The sequence below is a fragment of the Pseudomonas sp. NPDC096925 genome (assembly GCF_044762545.1).
In the GTDB taxonomy this organism is placed as follows: domain Bacteria; phylum Pseudomonadota; class Gammaproteobacteria; order Pseudomonadales; family Pseudomonadaceae; genus Aquipseudomonas.
On record NZ_JBIWEM010000002.1, the window covers coordinates 964442 to 981549 of the forward strand.

The window sequence follows — 17108 nt, forward strand, 5'->3', positions numbered from 1 at the left end:
GGCGGCCCGCCTCGTCGTGCTTCGCATATCCAAAGCAAGTCCCCCAGGGCCTGGGTGCGATGGTGAAAAAGATTTGAGGTGCTCCCGGCCTGCATAACGACAAGACGGAGGCACCCCATGGCGGTTCTCGACAGCACATCCACGGGCAGCGCGCCCCAACGCGGTATCACCCGGGAGGAGCGCAAGGTCATCTTCGCCTCGTCCCTTGGGACGGTCTTCGAATGGTACGACTTCTACCTGTACGGCTCACTGGCGGCGATCATCGCCAAGCACTTCTTTGCCGGGGTCAATGAAACCACCTCGTTCATCTTCGCCTTGCTGGCCTTTGCCGCCGGCTTTGCCGTGCGGCCGTTCGGCGCCATCGTGTTCGGGCGCCTGGGCGACATGATCGGGCGCAAGTACACCTTCCTCATCACTATTGTCATCATGGGCCTGTCCACCGCCGTGGTGGGCCTGCTGCCCAGCTACACCACGATCGGCGTGGCCGCGCCGATCATCCTGGTTACCCTGCGCCTGCTGCAGGGCCTGGCATTGGGGGGCGAGTACGGCGGCGCGGCCACATACGTGGCCGAACATGCACCCAAAGGCCGGCGCGGCTTTTTCACCGCCTGGATCCAGACCACGGCCACCCTGGGGCTGTTCCTCTCGCTGCTGGTGATCATGGCCTGCCGCACGGCCATGGGTAACGAGGTGTTCGAGGCCTGGGGCTGGCGGGTGCCGTTCCTGCTGTCGATCCTGCTGCTGGCGATTTCGGTATACATCCGCATGCAACTCAATGAGTCGCCGGTGTTCATGAAGATGAAGGCCGAGGGCAAGGCGTCCAAGGCGCCGCTGACCGAAGCGTTCGCCCGTTGGGACAACCTCAAGGTGGTGATCATGTCGCTGCTCGGCGGTACCGCCGGCCAGGCCGTGGTGTGGTACACCGGGCAGTTCTATGCGCTGTTCTTCCTGTTGCAGATGCTCAAGATCGAGCCGCAGACCGCCAACCTGCTGATCGCCGGTTCGCTGCTGATCGGCACGCCGTTCTTCATCTTCTTCGGCAGCCTGTCCGACCGCATCGGCCGCAAGAAAATCATCATGGCCGGCTGCATCATCGCCGCACTGACCTACTTCCCGATCTTCAAGGCACTGACCCAGTACGGCAACCCGGATGTGTTCGTTGCCCAGGAGCAGAACCCGGTGGTGGTGATGGCCGACCCTGGCCAGTGCGCGTTCCAGTTCGACCCGGTGGGCAAGGCCAAATTCACCAGTTCGTGCGATATCGCCAAGAGCCTGCTGGCCAAGCGGGCCATCCCCTATACCAACGAAGCGGCCGAACCAGGTAGCGTGGCGCAGGTCCGCATTGGTGAGCGGGTGCTGCCGAGCTTTGATGGCAGCAGCCTGGCGGCAGCGGACTTCAAGGCGCAGAGCGACGCCTTTACCGCGAACTTGATCGGGGCGTTGAAAGAGGCGGGCTACCCGGAGAAGGCCGACCCGGCGAAGATCCATTATCCGATGGTGCTGTTGCTGCTGACCCTGCTGGTGGTCTACGTGACCATGGTCTACGGGCCGATCGCCGCCTGGCTGGTGGAGCTGTTCCCGGCGCGTATCCGTTACACCTCGATGTCGCTGCCTTACCACATCGGCAACGGCTGGTTCGGCGGTTTCCTGCCGACGGTGGCGTTTGCCATGGTGGCGGCGACCGGGGATATCTATTACGGCTTGTGGTACCCGATCGTGATTGCGGTGATGACGGCGGTGTTGGGGATTTTCTTCCTGCCGGAGACCAAGGACCGGGATATCACCCACACCTGAAGGTTTAGGCTGCCAGTACCGGCCTCTTCGCGGGTGAACCCGCTCCCACAGGTACAACACAGGCTTCGAGAACTGTGCAGTACCTGTGGGAGCGGGTTCACCCGCGAAGAGGCCGGTATTGGCAACCCATCAGTCGAAATAGCCACGCAGCCCAAAGGCATACCCGGTATCCACCCCCTCAGCCTCACCCCGCCCCCAGCGCTTCTTCAACACGAACTCGAATGCCGGTTCGTACAACCCGTCCCGCACCAGCGCACCCGCCAGCACCTCCACGTCATACCAGCCATTGTCCAGCTCGATGATTGGCCGCCCCGGCACCTGGTAGCGCGCCATCAGGTCACCCAGTGTCTTGGGCGTGAAGTGCTGCAGGATGCGCCAGGTGTACAGCATCAGCGCACCGTGCTCGACCTGCAGCACATAGCCATTGCGGCGGTGCTTGAGGCGGCTGCCGGGTTCGAGCAGGGCCGGGGTGTGTCTGTCCAGGGTGAACAGGATGCGGTAGGGCAGGTTGTCGACCCCGGCCAGCGGCAGCACGATACCTTCGCGCACGGCCTGGTCGCCGCTGTCGCCATGGGTGAACGCATGGGCCAGGTCGTCGGGCAGTTCATGTTGTTGCTTGAAGCGCTCGAGCAGCTGGATATCGCCAAGCAGAAAGTAGTCGACCAGGTCATTGAGCACTTCGCTGAATTCGTGGCGCATCTGTTTTCCTTGTTGGTGCGCATGAGGGCAATGGCAAATGTAGCACTTCAGATTGGCTTCAGATTGCCCCCGGATACTGCCCCCAACACCTGACCTGAAAGGGGGACAGCCATGACCCAGGCAGACAGCTCCAACCTGTTTCCACTGGCTATTGGTAGCCACGGCGATCGCCTTGCCCATTTGACGCTGAAACTCCCGGGGGAACCTGGGCGCGACGAGCTGGAGCAGTTCATTCATGCCCGCTTTGCCTGCGCCCACCACGCCGACGTGCAGCACTACCTGCCCGAACTGCTCGGCCTGCACGACAGCCATGGACGCTTGATGGCCGCCGCCGGTATACGCCTGGCCAGCAGTGGCCCGACCTTCATCGAACGTTACCTGGATGAACCGCTGGAGGTGGCCGTGACCCGGCTGTCGACCAGCCCGGTGAGCCGTGCGCAGTTGGTTGAAGTGGGTAACCTGGCCGCACTCAGCGCCGGCAGTGCGCGGATCATGATCATTGCCGTGACCTGGTTGCTGGCCGCCCGCGGCTTGCAGTGGGTGGCCTTCACCGGGGCAGCGACCCTGGTCAACAGCTTTCATCGCCTGGGCCTGGTGCCCACGGCGCTGGCCGTGGCCGACCCTGGTCGGCTGAACGGCGACGCCGGCAGTTGGGGCAGTTACTACGCGCAGCACCCGCAGGTGTTCGTCGGCAGCATCGGCTACGGCCATGAAGCCCTGGCCCGCGGCGGAGTGTTCGAGCGGTTGGGTTTGCCCGCGAGCGTACAGGAGGCCGGCCATGCTGCATGAATGCCAGCTGTTCAGGGACGTGTTGCAACTGCATGCCCGCCACCGAGGGGCGCAACCGGCGTTGCTGGGCCTTGCCGGGTCATTCACCTATCAACAGTTGCTGGACGAGGTCGAGCACCGCCAGGCCTGGTTGAGCGCGCAGCCACCGGGCACTTTCGTCCTGGCCCTGGAGAACGGCCCCGAGGCGCTGTTCTGGGACCTGGCGGCGCTGTTCGCGGCGCGTCCCATCGTCATCCTGCCGGCGTTCTTCAGCAGTGCCCAGCGGCGCCACTGCCTGGCGCAGAGCGGGGCGGTGCTGGCGCTGGCCGATGAGGCCTTCGCTGACGACTTGCACGCCAGCGGCTTCAGTGCCGGTGAGCGTTTCTGGAGCCGGCAGCCGCCAGCGAGCGCACCCTTGCCACCGGGTACTGCGAAGATTACCTACACCTCCGGCAGCACCGGTGCACCCAAGGGCGTATGCCTGAGCGCCGATGCCATGCTGCGGGTAGCGCGTGAACTGGAGGCCGCCAGCCGGTCTGCGGCGCCGGGCAAGTACCTGGCGGTCTTGCCCCTGGCAGTGCTGCTGGAAAACCTGGGGCTTTACGCGGCCCTGCTGGCCGGGGCGAGCATTGCCCTGTACCCGCAGGCGCAGCTGGGTTTTCGCGGTGCCAGCCAGGTCGACTTCAAGCAGTTGCTGGGCGCCATTGCCTTGAGTGGTGCCGAAAGCCTGATCCTGGTGCCGCAACTGCTGCTTGGGTTGGTCACCGCCATCGAACGCGGCCTGATGCGAGTTGGCCCGTTGCGCTTCGTGGCGGTGGGCGGCGCGCGGGTGGCGCCGAGCCTGCTGGCCCGTGCCGCGGCCATCGGGCTACCGGTGTTCGAGGGCTACGGCTTGTCCGAATGCGCCTCGGTGGTATGCCTCAACCGCCCCGGCGGCCAGCGCCCGGGCAGTGTCGGGCGGCCGCTGCCGCATGTGCAGGTGCGCATTGCCGAAGATGGCGAGGTGCAGGTGGCCGGCTCGGCGTTGCTCGGCTACCTGGGCGAGCCACCTTTCAGCGAGCCGTGGTTGTCGACCGGTGACCTGGGGCACTTCGACAGCGACGGCTTCCTGTACCTGGCCGGGCGCAAGAAGCACCAGTACAGCACCAGCTTCGGGCGCAACGTCAACCCCGAGTGGGTCGAGGCCGAACTGACCCAGGGCGGGGTGATCGCCCAGGCGTTCGTACACGGCGAGGGCCTGGCGCACAACCTGGCGCTGGTCTGGCCGCTGGACCCGCAGGCCGATGATCACACCCTGGAACAGGCCGTCCGCCAGGCCAATGCCGGGCTGCCGGACTATGCCCGGGTACATGCCTGGCGGCGCTTGCCCGAGCCCTTGAGTGCCGCCGGGCAAACCCTGACCGCCAATGGCCGGCCACGCCGCGAACAGATCCTGCGGTGTTACCAGTCCTTGCTATCCGACCTTCAATGAGCGACGAGGTTGCCATGCTTTTCTTCGATATGCTGCAACAGGAAACCGCCGACGAGCGTACGGCATTGTTCAACGTCCCGGTCATCCGCGACGCGCTGGCCGGCAAGGCCAGCCTCGAGGCCTATGTGGCCTTCCTCACCCAGGCCTACCACCACGTGCGGCACACCGTGCCATTGATGATGGCCTGCGGCGCCCGGTTGCCGGCGCGGCTGGAGTGGCTGCGCGGTGCAGTGTGCGAGTACATCGAGGAGGAGTACGGCCACGAGCGCTGGATTCTCGATGACATCGCCGCCTGCGGTGGTGATCCGCAGCAAGTGGCGGGCGGCCGCCCGGCGTTGCCCATCGAGCTGATGGTGGCATTTCTCTACGACCAGATTGCCCGTGGTAACCCGGTCGGGCTGTTCGGCATGGTCAATGTGCTCGAAGGCACCAGTATTGCCCTGGCCACCCAGGCTGCCGGGACCCTGCAGAGCAGCCTTGGCCTGCCGGACCAGGCATTCAGCTACCTGAGTTCCCACGGCGCCCTGGACCAGGACCACATGGCCACCTACCGCGGGCTGATGAACCGACTGGACCAGCCCGAGGACCAGCAGGCGGTAATCCATGCCGCCAAGGTTGTGTATCGCCTCTACACCGCCATGTTCGAAGGGCTGCCGCGTGCCGCGCAGCAGGAGGCACAGCATGCGCTTGCCTGATTGCGTGGCGGTGCTCACTGGCGCCAGCGGTGGCATCGGCCTGGAGTTGGCGGACCAGCTGTGCAGCGCCGGCGCCCGGGTGCTGGCGGTAAGCCGGCAACAGGGCAAGCTGGCCGAGCTGATGGTGCGCTACCCTGGGCAACTGCTTTGGCAGCAGGCCGACCTGCGCAGCGCCGAAGGCCGCCGCGACGTGCTGGAAGCGGCGCGGGCGATGGGCTGTTGCAACCTGTTGATCAACGCTGCCGGGGTCAACCGCTTCGCCATGCTCGAACAGATGGACGAGGCGGCCCTGGACGAGTTGTTCGATCTCAACATCAAGGCCGCCGTGCAGCTTACCCGCCTGTGCCTGCCGCTGCTGCGCGAGCAACCCAGTGCTCTGGTGGTGAACGTGGGTTCGATCTACGGCTCGATCGGCTACCCCGGCTATGCCACCTACTGCGCCAGCAAGTTTGCCTTGCGCGGGTTTTCCGAGGCGCTGCGCCGCGAGCTGGCCGACACTTCGGTGAACGTGCTATATGCCGCACCGCGCACCACCCACACGACGATGAACAGTAGCGCTGCGCAGGCCCTGAACCAGGCGCTTAAGGTAGGCGTCGATGACCCGCAGGATGTCGCCCGGGCAGTACTCGATGCCGTGCAGGCCGAGCGCAGCGAACTGTACCTGGGCTGGCCGGAAAAACTTTTCGTGCGCCTTAACGGCATGCTGCCGGGCGTGGTCGACCGCGCCCTGCGCAAACAACTGCCGCTGATCCGTCGCTACAGCACCTGGCACAGCAAGGAGTCGAGCAAATGAAGCGTCTGATACTGGCCAGCCTGCTGGCAATCGCCCCGTTCACCTGGGCCCTCGACCAGAACGGAACCCAGCAACTCAATGCCATCCAGCAGCGCTGGGCGGTAATACGCTACAACCTGCCCGAAGCCCAGCGTGCCGGGGCGTTCGAGGCCCTGGCGGTGCAGTCGGCGGCGTTGGTGCGCCAGCACCCGGGCTCGGCCGAACCGCTGATCTGGGACGGCATCGTCAACAGCAGTTGGGCCGGTGCCACCGGCGGGCTGGGCGCGCTGGGCAAGGTCAAGGCTGCCCGTACCAGCCTGGAAAAGGCCCTGGCCATGGACCCCAAGGCGCTGCAGGGCTCGGCCTACACCAGCCTGGGTGCGCTGTACGATCAGGTACCCGGCTGGCCGCTGAGCTTCGGCGACCAGACCAAGGCCGAGGCCATGCTGCGCCAGGCATTGGTGATCAACCCCGAGGGTATCGACAGCAACTACTTCTGGGCCGACCACCTGTACCGGCAGAACCGCTACGCCGAAGCCCGTGCTGCCCTGCAAAAGGCCTTGCAGGCCCCGCCCCGCCCCGGGCGGGAGCTGGCTGACCAGGGCCGCCGTGGTGAAATAGATGCTTTACTCAAAGCGATCAAGGACAAACAGGATTGAGCATGCGCCTACTGCTGGTTGAAGACGACGCCGCGCTGGGGGAGGGCATCTGTGACGGCCTGCGCCGCGAGGGGTATACCCTCGACTGGCTGCAGGATGGCGCCAGCGCCTTGCATGCCCTGTGCCACGAGGAGTTCGACCTGGCCATCCTCGACCTGGGCTTGCCACGCCTGGACGGCATCGAGCTGCTGCGGCGCCTGCGCGTGGCCGGTAAGAGCCTGCCGGTGCTGGTGCTGACCGCCCGTGACGCCACCGACGACCGCATCGCCGGGCTGGATGCCGGCGCCGATGACTACCTGGTGAAACCCTTTGACCTCAACGAACTCAAGGCCCGCTTGCGGGCCTTGCTGCGTCGTAGCAGTGGCCGCGCGCGGGTATTGATCGAACACGCCGGGGTGTGCCTGGACCCGGTCAGCCAACAGGTGCACTACCAGGGCCAGCCGGTGGTGCTCACGCCCAAGGAGTACCTGCTGCTTCACGAATTGCTGGCCCAGCCGGGCAAGGTGTTCACCCGTGAACGGTTGACCCAGTTGTTGTATGGATGGGATGAAGAGCCGGAGAGCAATACCCTGGAAGTGAACATCTACCAACTGCGCAAAAAGCTGTTCAACGGCCTGATTCGTACCGTACGCGGGATCGGCTATCTGGTGGAAGTCAAGGCATGAGCTCGCTGCGTCAACGCACCTTATGGCGGGTGATGCTGCTGTTGCTTGGCGGCAGCGGATTGCTGGCGCTGTATAACTACCACGACAGCCGCCACGAAATTAACGAGGTGTACGATGCCCACCTGGCGCAGAACGCGCGGCTGCTGCAGGGCATCATGAGCCTGCCGGTGCAGGGACAGAGCCGTGACGAGTTATACCGCGCCTTCGACGAGGCCTTGAGCAAGGCCGGGCAGGACAAGGTGGGGCACCGCTATGAGAGCAAGCTGGCCTTCCAGGTATGGGCCGACGACAACGGCTTGCTGGTGCACACGCCCAGTGCCCCGCAGCTGGGGCAGCCGCCCCGGGCGCCGGGGTTTGCCGACATGGTGATGGATGGGCACCGTTGGCGCAGTTTCGTCTTGCCGGTGCCGGAAAAACACTGGGTAATCTGGGTGGGTGAGCGCAACGACGTGCGTGACGACCTGATCGAGCGCATCGTGCGGCACACGCTGTTGCCATTCCTGTTCGGCAGCCTGGCCCTGGCCTTGCTGGTGTGGGCGGCCATTGGCTGGGGACTGCGGCCGTTGCAGAACATGGCCAAGGTGATCCGCGCCCGCCACGCCGAGTCACTCGAGCCGTTGCAGCTGGTACCGCTGCCGAAGGAACTGGAGCCGATGCAGGCGGCGATCAACCGCCTGCTCGGGCAGATCGACGACCTGCTGCGCCGCGAGCACCGTTTCATCGCCGATGCCGCCCACGAGATGCGCACGCCCTTGGCCGTCCTGCGCCTGCATGCGCAGAACGCCCTCAATGCAGCCAGCGAGGCCGAGCGGGACAAGGCTCTGCAGTTCCTGATGGGCGGTGTCGACCGCCTTGCCCGGGTGGTCAATCAGCTGTTGACCCTGGCCCGCCTGGAGCCACGGCCCGGCCAGCGTGCCTGGCCGCAGGTTGACCTGGAGGGAGTGGTGGCCGAGACCCTGGCCGAGCTGACTCCATGGATACTGGAATGCGGGCTGGAGCCTTCGCTGGACATCGCAGCAGGCGACTACCACGTGCACACCGACGCTGGCGCGCTGGGCATTGCCTTGCAGAACCTGGTGACCAATGCCGTGGACCATTCGCCAGCGGGGGGGAGGGTCACCGTGACGCTACAGCGTGAAGGGCAAGCCCTGCTGATCAGTGTCGACGACGAAGGGCCGGGCATCGCCGTGGCAGACCAGCAGCGGGTATTCGAGCGTTTCTACAGCAAGGGTTCGACCAATGGCGCCGGGCTGGGGTTGTCGATCGTCAGCACCATCATGAAGCGCCTGGGTGGCAATGTTCAGCTGCGCAATCAGCTACCACACGGGTTGCGCGCGACCCTGCGCCTGCCCGTGGGGCCGTAAACGTACACCTAGTGTTTCTGGGTGATCTGGATCAGGTTGCCGCAGGTGTCATCGAACACCGCCACGGTGACGGGCCCCATGGGGGTGGGCGGCTGGGTGAATTGCACGCCCGCCGCGCACAGCCGGGTATATTCGGCCTGGATGTCACGCACGCCGAACGAGGTGGCAGGGATGCCGTCCTGCCTGAGCGCGGCCTTGTATACCTTGGCAGCCGGGTGTGCGTCGGGCTCCAGCAGCAACTCGACGCCGTTGGGGTCGTTGGGGGAGGTGAGGGTCAGCCAGCGGTGCCGGCCCATGGGGACGTCGTGCTTGGGCTCGAAACCGAGTACGTAGTGGTAGAAAGCCAGGGCTTTGGCCTGGTCGTCGACGAGGATGCTGGTGACTATGATCTTCATGAACGCACACCGTATGCATGGGGTCGATAAGTATCAGTAAAGCCGTTCGGGGGCATTTGACCAGTGGCAACGCTCGAGCAGGGGGCACCTGCAAGGAACATGCGCTGCTGCAGCTGATCGCCTTTACGGGGCTGGTGGGGTGGGCTGTGTTTCCAGATGGGCTGCGAGCTGAACGGTCATTAACGTTGGTCGGGCGTAATCAACCAAGCCAGGAGTCATGACCATGCAAGAAGAATCGATGAATGAACTGCCAGCTCGCGATGACCACGATCTAATGGATCACCCGGAACCTCAGGAGACACTGTCCAGGCGCAAGCGTGGGGTAGCCCCTGTGGTCGGCATGGCATGCGCGCCAGAGTACAAACTGATCGGCGACGACTGTGTGCCGACGAATGTCGACTTCGAGTAGTACGCAGGGGGGGCGCAAGGCGTCCCCCCTACAAAAAACCTGCCCAAGCCATAGGTAAATCCTTCATCACCCAGCCCCCACCCACCCGCTGCCAAGGGTAAAGTGTCAGGCATGATCCCAGCGCGCCCAGACCGGCGTCAGAGAGGTGCCCGTGGCGGCCTATACATTGCGACAACTCAAGTACTTCGTCACCACGGTGGAGGCCGGCAGCGTTGCCGAGGCTTCACGCCAGCTGTACATCGCCCAGCCGTCCATCTCCACGGCCATCAAGAGCCTGGAGGAAAGTTTCGGCGTGCAGCTGTTCATTCGCCACCACGCCCAGGGTGTGTCGCTGACGCCCAGCGGCAAGCGCTTCTATGCCAAGACCAAGTCGCTGCTGCAGATGGCCCACGAATTCGAGCAGAATGCCCTGGCCGACAACGACACCGTGGCCGGGCAAATCGACATCGGTTGCTTCGAAACCGTGGCACCGCTGTACCTGCCGCGCCTGATCGCCGGCTTTCGCCAGCGTTACCCGGGGGTGGATATCCGCCTGCGCGACGGCGAGCAGCAGGACCTGATCCAGGGCCTGACTGCCGGTACCTTCGACCTGGCGTTTCTCTACGACCATGATCTGGACGGCACCATCGAGGCCGAGCCGCTGATGCCGCCGCAGAAGCCCTATGTGCTGCTGCCCGAGAACCACCGCTTCGCCGGCCAGGCCCAGGTATCGCTGCGCGACCTGTGCCCGGAGCCGATGATCCTGCTGGATGTGGCCCCCAGCCGCACCTACTTCGTCAGCCTGTTTAACGAAATGGGCCTGACGCCCAACATCGTCTTCAGCTCGCCGTCAATCGAAATGGTGCGTGGCATGGTCGGGCAGGGCTTCGGCTTTTCGCTGCTGGTGACGCGACCGCATTCGGAGTACACCTACGACGGGCAACGCCTGGCCATGCTGGATATCGCCGAGCCGGTGGCACTGTCGGGGTTGGCGGCAGCGTGGTTGAAGCGGGTGCAACTGACCAAGCCGGCGCAGCTGTTCGTCGAGTTCTGCCGGGAAGAACTGGCCAGGTTCTGAAACAGGCACGCCATGCTTCCTTCTTCCAAGGCATGGCGCGCCTGCTGATCAGGGACTGACCTGGTAGCCGCGCCCCTGCAGGCATCCGGCGTAGGCACTGGCATGGGCCTGGGCTTTCGCTTCGTCCTGGCCGCGACGGTCCTGGCGGCGGTCCTGACGCTGGCGCATGCCACCGACCGCAGCACCGGCGGCGGCTACTTCACCGGCGCGGTTCTGCCGGTATTGCTCCTTGGCATCGTCACCGACCCGGTCATACAGCTCGTCGTGCTGGTTGCCGCGCACCTGCGCGCCTGCCGCACCGGCAACCGCGCCGGCAGCGGCACCGCGTACGCGGCCACCGACATGGGGGTCGTTGGAGGTCGCGGCACTGTTCGCGGCATTGGTCGCGACGGTATTGCAATCATTGATATCCAGTTGCATCTGCTGGCTGCTTTGGCCCTTGAGCGGCACCACCGACTGCGCCTGGGCTGCCGATGCCGCGCACAGCAGCACCAGCAGGTAACTCCACGTGAACGTACGCATGGCAAACCTCCAGCAGGTGGGGATCCCGTTTCACAGGATAGTTCGGCTTTGCTGTTAATGATGGCAGTTTTGCCGGGATGGTCTAAACCGGATATCAGATGTGGTCCGCCGGCATATCACGGCCCGAATCCGGGCTACCTGTGGAAACTCCATGAGCCAGACCCAGCACCTGATTATCTGTGAGTACTGCGACACGGTGTACCACCGTGCGCCGCTGCTCAAGCACCAGCGCGCCGTTTGCCCGCGCTGTGGAGGGGTGCTGTACCGGCACACCTCGCTGACCGTGCAGCAGCGGCTGGCCCTGAGTGTGACGGGGGGCATCCTGCTGGTGTTCGCCAACTTCTACCCGGTGATGACCATCGGCATGCAAGGGCTGACCCACTCGGCGACGTTATGGGACTCGGTGCAGATCCTCAGCCACGGCAGTATCACCTTCATCGCCCTGGTCATGGCCTTGTCGATCATCTTTGCGCCGGTGCTGCAGATTGCCGTGTTGTGCTGGCTATTGAGTTACGCCCTGGCCGGCCAGCGCGCCCCCGGCTTTGCCCTGTGCATGCGCAGCCTGGAGAGCCTGCGGCCTTGGAGCATGCTGGAGGTGTGCCTGCTGGGGGCGATGGTGGCAGTGATCAAGCTGGCCGGGTTGCTCGATGTGATCCCCGGCATCGGTCTGCTGGCCCTGGCCGCGTTGAGCATGCTGATTATCCATATCGCCGGCAAGGACATCCGTGACTTGTGGGAGCAGGTATGAATACCCCGGCCAACGCCGCCGACCTGGGCCTGTGCCTGTGCCATGGCTGCGGGCAGGCCTGCGAACTGGGTAGCGGTACGCACACCTGCGACCGCTGTGGTGCCGCCATTCACCGGCGCAAGGCCAATGCCATCAGCCGCGGCTGGGCGTTTCTGCTGGCGGCGCTGATTTTCTACATTCCCGCCAACCTGCTACCGGTGATGCACACCGAAATGCTTGGCAGCGGCAGCGAAAGCACTATCGGCGGTGGTGTGCTGGAGTTCTGGGAGGCCGGTGCCTGGGACATCGCGTTGATCATCTTCATCGCCAGTGTGGGCGTGCCTGCCATCAAGTTCTTCTCGCTTGGCCTGTTGCTGTTCACCGCCCAGCGCGGTTCCACCTGGGCCTGCCGGCAGCGCTCGCAGCTGTACCGCTTCGTCGAGTTGATCGGTTACTGGTCGATGCTCGATGTGATGGTGGTGGCACTGGTGGCGGCGCTGGTGCAACTGCGCGGGCTGGGCACCATCGAGCCGCGGCTGGGCATTCTGTTTTTCGGCATGGTGGTGGTACTGACCATGTTTTCTGCGATGAGCTTCGATCCACGCCTGATCTGGGATTGCCGTGCCAATGAGGGAGGCCGTATTGATGGTGCAACAGACTGACAAGCGCGAGGGCGCGGGGCAGGTTGAAGTGCGCACCCGGCGCTGGAGTGTGTCGCTGGTATGGATCGTGCCGATATTGGCGATCCTGATCGGCGCTTCGCTGGTGGTGCGCAACTGGATGCAGCAGGGACCGGTCATCGCCATTTCCTTCCACACCGGGGAAGGGCTGGTGGCGCACAAGACCCAGGTCAAGTACCGCAGCGTGGTGATTGGCGAAGTTACTACGGTGGACCTGGCCGACGACAAGAAGAGCGTGGTCGCAAAGGTCCAGCTGTCCAACGACGCCCGCGCGTTCGCCACCCAGGGTGCGCGCTTCTGGGTGGTGCGGCCACGCATTGGCGTGGGCGGCGTGTCCGGCGTGGACACACTGCTGTCGGGCAGTTTCATCGGGGCGGATTCCGGTGAATCGAAAGTGCCGGAGAAGTCCTTCGTCGGCCTGGAGCTGCCACCGCCGATCACCTACGACGAAAAGGGCAAGCGCTTTGTCCTTACCGCCAGCGACCTGGGGTCGCTGGATATTGGCTCATCGATCTACTACCGCAAGATCCCGGTGGGTGAGGTGGTTTCCTTTGCCCTGCAGGGCGATGGCAAGGGCGTGGAGATTGGCATATTCGTGCAGGCCCCCTACGACAGCTTCGTCAGTGCCGATACCCGCTTCTGGAACGCCAGTGGCGTCGACATGCAGATCGGTGCCAACGGCCTGAAGATCGATACTGAATCGTTGTCGTCGATCCTGGTGGGTGGGCTGGCCTTTGGCTCGCCCGACTTCGCCCCGCAAGCCGAGCCCGCTGCCGATCAGGCACGCTTCCAGCTGTTTGCCGACCGCGACACCGCCCTGGCACCGCCCAGTGGCCAGGCGCAGTACCTGCAATTGCGCTTCGACCAGGCCATGCGCGGGCTGTCGGTGGGAGCCCCGGTGGAGTTCAAGGGGGTGGAGTTTGGCCGGGTCACCTCGGTCAAGCTCGACTACGATGCCACCCGGCAGACCTTCCCGGTGGTGGTCGATGCGGTTATCTACCCACAGCGGCTGGGGCCGGTGCACCGCAAGATGCTTGCCGTGTTCAAGCATGCCGAAGGCGACATGGATGGCGCACGGCGGCTGATCGGCACCTTTGTCGAGCACGGGCTGCGGGCGCAGGCGCGCAGCGGCAACCTGATTACCGGGCAAATGTTCATCTCCCTGGACTTCTACCCGGATGCCCCCAAGGTGGCCTTCGACAAGACCGCCGACCCTATCACCATCCCCACATTGCCAGGCAGCCTGGAGCAATTGCAGGAACAGCTGCAGCGGGTGGTGGAGCGCATCAGCAAACTGCCGCTGGAGAGTATCGCCAACAACCTGGACGGCAGCCTGCGTGAGCTGCGCGCCAGCCTCAAGCAGTTCAATGGCCAGACCCTGCCGGATGTGAAGGTGGCGCTGGACGAAGTGCACAAGACCCTGCGCACGGCCAATTCGGCGATCGCCGAAGACTCGCCGCAGCGCGAGCGGATGGGTGAAACCCTGGATGAACTGGAGCGCATGTCGCGTTCGCTGCGTGACCTTGCCGATTACCTGGGCCGGCACCCCGAATCGCTGATACGTGGCCGGCCGAAAGCAGCCAGTGCAGCAGACCTTGAACCCTGAGGAGACAGCCGATGCATCGACTGCGCAATATGTGTGGCGCCGGCCTGCTGGCCGTGCTGTGGGGTTGCAGCAGTACCCCGAACAACTATCACACGCTGGTACCGAGCGAGCCGGTGCGCGACAGCGGCCAGCGCATCCAGGTGGCGAGGGTGGCCGTGCCACCGCAGGTGGACCGCCCGCAGTTGGTGGTGCGGCAAGGGCAGAGCGGCCTGGCCATCCTCGAAACGGAGTGGTGGGGGGCCAACCTGGTGGATGAATTCCGCAGCGCCTTGCAGGACCAGCTGGGCGGGGCTGTGGGGGGCGGCAATGCGTTGCTGCGGGTGGATGTGCAGCGTTTCGATAGCGTGCCGGGGCGCTATGCCTCGCTGGAAGCGGTCTGGCGTCTGACGCGCCCGGGTGAGGCTGGGCTGACCTGCCGAACCTCGTTGCAGACGGCGGCGGACAACAGTATCGCCAGCCTGGTCAATGCCCACCAGGCCAACCTGCGCAAACTGGCCGAGGCGGTGCGGGGCAGTGCCCGGCAGGGCAGCTGTGCCCAGCCTGCCTGATGGCTGACCGCTACACGGTACTTGTGGGAGCGGCCTTGTGTCGCGAAAGGGGCGCAAAGCGCCCCCGGCAATCCCGACCGCACAACACTCAGTTCAGGCTCTTCCCGCTACTGACCGTCTCCCGCACCCGCTCGGCCTTGTCCAGCGGCAACTGGTCGAATTCGCGCAAGCCGTCCTTGCGGTACGGGTCGCCAATCCAGCGCGGTGCCACCACGAACTGCGGGTTTACCAGGCTCTTGGCCGGTTCGTAACGGTCATAGCTCAGCCCGGCCAGGTCGGACAGGGTATGGATCAGGTGCGAGCTGCTGTAGGGGCGGTCGGCCATCGCCTGTAAGTCGCGCGGGTGCTCGGCCTGCCAGCTGGGCGAAGTCCACAGCAGGAACGGGATGGTGTACATCGGCCGGGTTGGCGCGCCTTCGTTGCGCCCCAGGCGGTCGTGGTTGCCAGAGCTGTACACATCTTCGCCATGGTCTGACAGGTACAGCAGGAAACCATTGGGGGTACTGGCCGAGTAACGCTTGATCAGGCTCGATACCACGTAGTCGTTGTAGCGCACCGCGTTGTCGTAGAAGTTGTAGGTTTCCACCTGGTCGGCCGTCAGCTTGCCAGGCGCCCCCTGGCGGTCGTTGAAGTGCGCGTAGTCGTTCGGGTAGCGATAGCGATAGTCCATGTGCGTACCCAGCAGGTGCACGATGATGAACTTGTTCGGCGCCGGGTCCTGCAGGGCCTTCTCGAACGGTGCCAGTACCACGTCGTCGTACTGACTGGCATTCTGGTTGCGCTGGTTGTTGAGGTACACCGGCGCGTCCGTCTGCTGCGAGAAGGTGGTCAGCATGGTGTTGCGCTTGGTCATGGTCTGCTGGTTGGTGATCCAGAAGGTCTTGTAGCCGGCCTGTTTCATCAGGTTGATCAGCGACGGGTCGGTGAGGAAGCGGTCCGGGTTCTGCTCGTCGCCAAAGGTGAGGATCTGCTGCATCACTTCGATGGTGTACGGGCGTGGCGATACCACGTTGCGGAATACCGTCAGGCTCTTGTCGCTGGCGGCCAGTGCGTCGAGGTTGGGCGTGGTGTCGCGGTTATAGCCGTACAGGTGCATGTGCTCGCGGGTGGTGGATTCGCCCAGCACCAGCACCAGCGTGCGTGGCGCTGCACCGCTACTGTCATGCAGGTTTTGCAGGGGGGGCAGCGCGGCGTTCTGGGCCAGCAGCTCCTGCATGTTGTCCAGTTGCTGGCGGTACTGGCGGTAGCCGACCAGCAGTTGCCAAGGCACGGCGGGTTCCATGCGCTGCTGCACCTTTTCGGCCGCATCGGCGAAGCTGCGCTGCTGGGTCACCATCTGTTTGTAGAACGGGTACACCAGGTTGGCCAGCAGCAACAGGGCGACCACCGGCAGGCGGCTGCGCAGTGGCAGGCTGACCGGGCGTACGCGCTTCCACAGCAACACCGCCACCAGGGTGTACAGCAGCAATGCCAGACCCAGCCAGACGCTGAAGTACTGGCTGAAGTACTCGCCGGCCTCGGCGGTGTTGGACTCGAACATCACGAAGATGACGCTTTGCGAGAACTCCTGGCGATAGATGCCGAAGTAGCTCAGGCCCACCAGCGAAGCGGCCCACAGCACCAGGCCGATGACCGCGGCAGTGGTACGGGTGAAGCGTGGCAGCAGCAGCACCGGGGCCAGCCACAGGCTGCTGAGGAAAAATGCATCGCGAAAGCCGGCGAACCCGGTGGTACCACTGAACAGCAGCAACGCCTGGGTCACGCCCGAGAAGTACCAGAAGAACAGCAAAAGCCAGCCCAGGCCGGCCCAGTCCACGCGCTTGGGCGAGGAGGGGGATGGAGTGTGTGACACGTATGCCTCGTCGTAGCTTGGCGGCCAGCGGATGTGCCCGTGACCGGAAAGGGCGTGACGCTAATCTGCCGGGTGTGAAAATAACGTCAACGAGACGCTGGCCCAGGCGAGGTATGATGTGTTCAGCCAAACCAGACTGACAGGTCGAGTGAGAATGAACCGTCGCAAGAAGATCAAGCAGCTATTGCAGGCGCATGCCAAGAAGGCCAGCGCCAAACTGGCGCCGCGCAAGCCCAAGTACATTTGCAAGGCCGACCGGTTGAAGATGGAGGCCGAAGCGGCAGCGGATACCCCAGGCGTTACGGGGAGCTGATGCCTGTCACGTGCCTCTGAACTGCGCCCCTGATGTTGGACAAAAATCCAACCTCAGGGGCGTTTCACATGAGCAAGCACACCAGACAGTTCAAGCTTTCCGCCATCCAGGC

General features: G+C 64.4%; 19 protein-coding genes. 15 read left to right on the forward strand and 4 right to left on the reverse strand.

Annotated features, from left to right (window positions below; genetic code table 11):
* The first annotated feature begins 117 nt into the window (after nt 1-117).
* Nucleotides 118-1794, forward strand: coding sequence for an MFS transporter (locus ACIQYU_RS10490; protein WP_233693534.1), 1677 nt, complete (start codon nt 118-120; stop codon nt 1792-1794).
* A gap of 129 nt (nt 1795-1923) precedes the next feature.
* Here the strand turns inward: ACIQYU_RS10490 and ACIQYU_RS10495 are convergent, their stop codons facing one another.
* On the reverse strand, nt 1924-2493 hold the full coding sequence (locus tag ACIQYU_RS10495; RefSeq protein ID WP_233687981.1) for a hypothetical protein: 570 nt from the start codon (nt 2491-2493) through the stop codon (nt 1924-1926).
* Nucleotides 2494-2604: 111 nt separating this feature from the next.
* Here ACIQYU_RS10495 and ACIQYU_RS10500 point away from each other — a divergent pair, with 111 nt between their 5' ends.
* From ACIQYU_RS10500 to ACIQYU_RS10530, 7 genes are read left to right on the forward strand one after another with little or no spacing between them, the layout of a single operon-like run.
* Complete coding sequence (locus ACIQYU_RS10500; RefSeq protein WP_207836113.1) at nt 2605-3282, forward strand: thermostable hemolysin; 678 nt, start codon at nt 2605-2607, stop codon at nt 3280-3282.
* Nucleotides 3272-4732, forward strand: coding sequence for an AMP-binding protein (locus ACIQYU_RS10505; protein WP_402799466.1), 1461 nt, complete (start codon nt 3272-3274; stop codon nt 4730-4732). The genes ACIQYU_RS10500 and ACIQYU_RS10505 overlap by 11 nt, the downstream gene beginning before the upstream one ends.
* A gap of 14 nt (nt 4733-4746) precedes the next feature.
* Complete coding sequence (locus ACIQYU_RS10510) at nt 4747-5427, forward strand: TenA family transcriptional regulator (RefSeq protein WP_063913708.1); 681 nt, start codon at nt 4747-4749, stop codon at nt 5425-5427.
* A complete protein-coding gene (locus tag ACIQYU_RS10515) occupies nt 5414-6220 on the forward strand; it encodes an SDR family oxidoreductase (RefSeq protein ID WP_207836103.1) in 807 nt (268 codons plus the stop codon). Before ACIQYU_RS10510 ends, ACIQYU_RS10515 begins: the two co-directional genes overlap by 14 nt.
* Nucleotides 6217-6858 carry a hypothetical protein gene (locus tag ACIQYU_RS10520; protein ID WP_333956830.1) on the forward strand — a complete coding sequence of 214 codons (642 nt, stop codon included), beginning with the start codon at nt 6217-6219 and terminating at the stop codon, nt 6856-6858. Before ACIQYU_RS10515 ends, ACIQYU_RS10520 begins: the two co-directional genes overlap by 4 nt.
* 2 nt (nt 6859-6860) lie before the next feature.
* Nucleotides 6861-7523, forward strand: coding sequence for a response regulator (locus tag ACIQYU_RS10525; RefSeq protein WP_207836097.1), 663 nt, complete (start codon nt 6861-6863; stop codon nt 7521-7523).
* Entirely contained in the window at nt 7520-8887 is a 1368-nt protein-coding gene (locus ACIQYU_RS10530) for a sensor histidine kinase (protein ID WP_207836095.1), read from the forward strand. The genes ACIQYU_RS10525 and ACIQYU_RS10530 overlap by 4 nt, the downstream gene beginning before the upstream one ends.
* Nucleotides 8888-8895: 8 nt before the next feature.
* Here ACIQYU_RS10530 and ACIQYU_RS10535 read toward each other — a convergent pair whose 3' ends face one another.
* Nucleotides 8896-9282 carry a VOC family protein gene (locus ACIQYU_RS10535; RefSeq protein WP_207836092.1) on the reverse strand — a complete coding sequence of 129 codons (387 nt, stop codon included), beginning with the start codon at nt 9280-9282 and terminating at the stop codon, nt 8896-8898.
* A 223-nt stretch (nt 9283-9505) separates the two neighbouring features.
* On the opposite strand from ACIQYU_RS10535, the gene ACIQYU_RS10540 reads away from it, so the two are divergent.
* Nucleotides 9506-9691: a hypothetical protein gene (locus ACIQYU_RS10540; RefSeq protein ID WP_233687979.1), complete on the forward strand. Its 186-nt coding sequence runs from the start codon at nt 9506-9508 to the stop codon at nt 9689-9691.
* 151 nt (nt 9692-9842) lie between these two features.
* On the forward strand, nt 9843-10748 hold the full coding sequence (locus tag ACIQYU_RS10545; protein ID WP_207837896.1) for a LysR family transcriptional regulator: 906 nt from the start codon (nt 9843-9845) through the stop codon (nt 10746-10748).
* 48 nt (nt 10749-10796) lie between these two features.
* Here ACIQYU_RS10545 and ACIQYU_RS10550 read toward each other — a convergent pair whose 3' ends face one another.
* Nucleotides 10797-11270, reverse strand: coding sequence for a YMGG-like glycine zipper-containing protein (locus ACIQYU_RS10550; protein WP_207837898.1), 474 nt, complete (start codon nt 11268-11270; stop codon nt 10797-10799).
* A 151-nt stretch (nt 11271-11421) separates the two neighbouring features.
* Between ACIQYU_RS10550 and ACIQYU_RS10555 the strand changes: the two genes are divergently transcribed.
* From ACIQYU_RS10555 to ACIQYU_RS10570, 4 genes are read left to right on the forward strand one after another with little or no spacing between them, the layout of a single operon-like run.
* Nucleotides 11422-12018, forward strand: a complete 597-nt coding sequence (locus ACIQYU_RS10555; protein ID WP_207837901.1) for a paraquat-inducible protein A — start codon at nt 11422-11424, stop codon at nt 12016-12018.
* Nucleotides 12015-12659: a paraquat-inducible protein A gene (locus ACIQYU_RS10560; RefSeq protein WP_402799474.1), complete on the forward strand. Its 645-nt coding sequence runs from the start codon at nt 12015-12017 to the stop codon at nt 12657-12659. The genes ACIQYU_RS10555 and ACIQYU_RS10560 overlap by 4 nt, the downstream gene beginning before the upstream one ends.
* Complete coding sequence (locus ACIQYU_RS10565) at nt 12643-14283, forward strand: intermembrane transport protein PqiB (RefSeq protein ID WP_207837907.1); 1641 nt, start codon at nt 12643-12645, stop codon at nt 14281-14283. The genes ACIQYU_RS10560 and ACIQYU_RS10565 overlap by 17 nt, the downstream gene beginning before the upstream one ends.
* Before the next feature lie 11 nt (nt 14284-14294).
* Nucleotides 14295-14831, forward strand: coding sequence for a membrane integrity-associated transporter subunit PqiC (locus ACIQYU_RS10570; RefSeq protein ID WP_207837910.1), 537 nt, complete (start codon nt 14295-14297; stop codon nt 14829-14831).
* 88 nt (nt 14832-14919) lie between these two features.
* Here the strand turns inward: ACIQYU_RS10570 and ACIQYU_RS10575 are convergent, their stop codons facing one another.
* Nucleotides 14920-16683, reverse strand: coding sequence for a phosphoethanolamine transferase CptA (locus ACIQYU_RS10575; RefSeq protein WP_402799479.1), 1764 nt, complete (start codon nt 16681-16683; stop codon nt 14920-14922).
* A gap of 154 nt (nt 16684-16837) precedes the next feature.
* Between ACIQYU_RS10575 and ACIQYU_RS10580 the strand changes: the two genes are divergently transcribed.
* Nucleotides 16838-16996: a DUF2986 domain-containing protein gene (locus ACIQYU_RS10580; RefSeq protein WP_207837916.1), complete on the forward strand. Its 159-nt coding sequence runs from the start codon at nt 16838-16840 to the stop codon at nt 16994-16996.
* The last annotated feature ends 112 nt before the right edge of the window (nt 16997-17108 follow it).